Below are 3,117 nucleotides of genomic sequence, written 5' to 3'. Positions count from 1 at the left end.
GTCCACGCCAACCCGCCCAGGTGACCGCGGGAGGCCATCGAGCGGATGAAGACGTCGGGGTCGAGCGCGTGGTCCTGCATCCGCACCCGGTCGCCGAGCAGGGCGCCACCGGAGAACGGCGACGACGGATCGACGGCCAGCACCCCGACTCGCTTGCCCGCCTTGCGCAACTCGGTGACGAGCCCGTTGGTGGAGGTCGACTTGCCCACGCCGGGCGAGCCGGTGATGCCGACGACCTGGGCCCGGGCATCGGCAGGGCCGACGCGGTGGCAGATCTCGGACATCACGTCTCGCAACAGCGGTGACGCGTCCTCGACGAGCGAGATCAGCCGGGCCACTGCACGGGCGTCGCCGGTGCGCGCCCGGGTGACGAGATCGGGGACCGACACCGCTGAGCGGCGCCGGCCCCCTCCCGTGGAGCCGGGGATCACTGCGGGACTTCCCTTGTCGGGGTCCCTCAATCGCTCGCTCGTCCCTCGTTCGACTCGGTCGGCACCCGGATGATCAGGGCGTCGCCCTGACCACCGCCACCGCACAGGGCGGCCGCGCCGATGCCGCCGCCGCGGCGCTTGAGCTCGTGGGCCAGGTGCAGCACGATCCGGGCACCGGACATGCCGACCGGGTGGCCCAGGGCGATGGCGCCGCCGTTGACGTTGATCTTGTCGTCGGAGACACCGAGCTGGCGTCCCGACTCGATGCCGACGGCCGCGAAGGCCTCGTTGAGCTCGAAGAGGTCGATGTCGGAGATCGCGATGCCCTCCTTCTCGGCAGCCTTCGCGATGGCGTTGGCCGGCTGCAGCTGGAGGGTCGAGTCGGGACCGGCCACCTGGCCCGAGGCACCGATCTCGGCGAGCCAGGTGAGCCCGAGCTCCTCGGCCTTGGCCTTGCTCATCACGACCACGGCGCACGCACCGTCGGAGATCTGCGACGCCGAGCCGGCGGTGATGGTGCCGTCCTTGGAGACGGGGCGCAGACCGGCGAGCGACTCGGTGGTGGTGTCGCCGCGGACGCCCTCGTCCTGGCTGACGACGATGTCGCCCTTGCGGGACCTGATCGTGACCGGCACGACCTCGTCGTCGAAGACGCCGTTCTTCCACGCGAGCGCGGCACGCTGGTGCGACTGTGCGGAGAAGGCGTCCTGCTCCTCGCGGGTCAGCTTCGCGCCGGCGACGTTGTGGCCGTCGGTGAGGTTGATCATCGCCTGGTCGGTGAACTGGTCGAAGAGCGCGTCGTAGGCCATCGAGTCGACCAGCTTGGTGTCGCCGTACTTGAAGCCCTCGCGGCTCTTCGGCAGCAGGTGCGGGGCCTGGGTCATCGACTCCATGCCGCCGGCGACGACGATCTCGTGCTCGCCCGCGCGAATCAGCTGGTCGGCCAGCGCGATCGCGTTGATGCCGGACAGGCACACCTTGTTGATGGTGATGGAGGGCACGGTCATGGGCACGCCGCCCTTGACCGCGGCCTGGCGGGCTGTGATCTGGCCGGCTCCGGCCTGGATGACCTGCCCCATGATCACGTAGTCGACCTGGTCGCCGGTGACGCCGGCCTTCTCGAGCGCGCCGGCGATGGCGACGCCCCCGAGGTCGGCCGCGGACTGGTCCTTGAGTCCACCCAGCAGCCGGCCGATAGGGGTACGCGCCCCAGCAACAATGACGGATCCGGACATGCGGTGCCTCCAAAACGTTGAAAGAATGTCTTCTCGGAGCGTACCCAGCGATCGATCAGCGCGGGGACGCCGTCCGCGTGAGGTGCTTGTCACACCCACCCCCCCAGCCCTCCCCAATTGAGGGGACCCCTGCGTCTCGCTCGGTTAGCAGTGAACCCCGACGTGCTGAGGTGTCCAGCACCGCAGTGGGACTCGGCCCCAGAGGAGATGCCTACCGACCGAAGGAGCGCGCCATGCGTCGAACCACCCAGGCCCTCACCACCCTGATCACGACTGCCGCCCTGGCGCTCATGGTCTCTGCGGTTCCGGCGGACGCTGGCACCGCACGCCGGCTGGGCAGCTTCGACGTCGCGGGCCTGTGGCCGCTCAACGAGGGAACCGGACAACGGGCCTACGACTGGTCCGGCAGCGGCAACACCGGTCAGCTCGGGTCGACCGCGCAGACCGATCCGCAGGACCCGGCGTGGGTCGCCCTGCCTCGGGTCGGGTGGTTGCGGCGCTCTGCCCTGAGGTTCGACGGATCGCAATACGTGCGCGTTGCCAACGCCCCGTCTCTCGAGCCCGATGGGCTCACCTTGGCGGCTCGGGTCCGCAGCGACGGCCCCGGTGCCTTCAAGTACGTCGCCTCGAAGGGCGCGCTGTCCTGTGAGACGGCGTCCTACGGTCTTTACACGGGCAGCAACGGCGGCCTGCAGTTCTACGTCTCCGACGGCACCAACTTCACGTTGTCGAGCAACGCGGGCACCGCCATCTGGGACGGCGCGTGGCACACGGCGGTCGGTGTCTTCAACGGCCGCCATGTCCGCCTCTTCGTCGACGGGACCGAGGTCGGAGCATCGGTCCCGGCCACGCTCGCCATCGGCTACGGCCTCCCGGACGGCCAGGACTTCCTGCTCGGCGACTACGCCGGCCCGTGCGGGAGCCCCCTGGGATTCATCGGGGACATCGACGGCGCCGCCCTGATCGGCCACTCCGACCCCGGACTCACCGCTCCCTGAGTCGCGACCGTCTCAGCCCTCAAGCTCCGGGCGCGTCGCCCGCCACCGGAGCCTGCGACGATGCGCTCATGACGACGCAGCCCGGACTCGACTCCGTCCAGCACCTGTTCACGGCCATCGACCACGTGGGGATCGCCGTCCCCGACCTGGACGAGGCGATCGCCTACTACCGCGACACGTTCGGCCTGCACGTCGCGCACGAGGAGACCAACGAGGAGCAGGGAGTGCGCGAGGCGATGCTCGCCGTCGGCGAGTCAGGTTCGCACATCCAGCTGTTGGCCCCGCTCAACGCGGACTCGACGATCGCCAAGTTCATCGACCGCTCCGGCCCGGGCCTGCAGCAGCTGGCCTATCGCGTCACCGACCTGGACGCCGTCTCGGTCATCCTGCGCGAGCGCGGCGTACGCCTGCTGTACGACGCGCCCAAGCGCGGTACGTCCGAGAGCCGCATCA

3 protein-coding genes and 1 pseudogene are annotated in these 3,117 nt (G+C 69.9%); 2 read left to right on the top strand and 2 right to left on the bottom strand.

Annotation, left to right across the window (positions count from 1 at the left end; translation table 11 throughout):
* A pseudogene (locus tag RMO85_RS04730) lies at positions 1 to 389 on the bottom strand (methylmalonyl Co-A mutase-associated GTPase MeaB); the annotation flags it as partial.
* 68 nt (positions 390 to 457) lie between these two features.
* Positions 458 to 1,666, bottom strand: a complete 1,209-nt coding sequence (locus tag RMO85_RS04725) for an acetyl-CoA C-acetyltransferase (RefSeq protein WP_310526782.1) — start codon at positions 1,664 to 1,666, stop codon at positions 458 to 460.
* Positions 1,667 to 1,899: 233 nt separating this feature from the next.
* Here RMO85_RS04725 and RMO85_RS04720 point away from each other — a divergent pair, with 233 nt between their 5' ends.
* Positions 1,900 to 2,664, top strand: coding sequence for a LamG domain-containing protein (locus RMO85_RS04720; RefSeq protein ID WP_310526781.1), 765 nt, complete (start codon positions 1,900 to 1,902; stop codon positions 2,662 to 2,664).
* A gap of 68 nt (positions 2,665 to 2,732) precedes the next feature.
* Positions 2,733 to 3,117 (top strand): VOC family protein (locus RMO85_RS04715; protein ID WP_310526780.1); only part of this gene is annotated, 385 nt, incomplete at its 3' end.

The organism is Nocardioides sp. (genome assembly GCF_031422975.1).
Lineage (GTDB): Bacteria > Actinomycetota > Actinomycetes > Propionibacteriales > Nocardioidaceae > Nocardioides.
This window is presented reverse-complemented; position numbering and strand designations above follow the sequence as displayed.

Excerpts from the sequence above, each read along its gene's own strand:
- RMO85_RS04720 (WP_310526781.1), top strand. The coding sequence starts at position 1,900 with ATGCGTCGAACCACCCAGGCCCTCACCACCCTGATCACGACTGCCGCC.
- RMO85_RS04725 (WP_310526782.1), bottom strand. The coding sequence starts at position 1,666 with ATGTCCGGATCCGTCATTGTTGCTGGGGCGCGTACCCCTATCGGCCGG.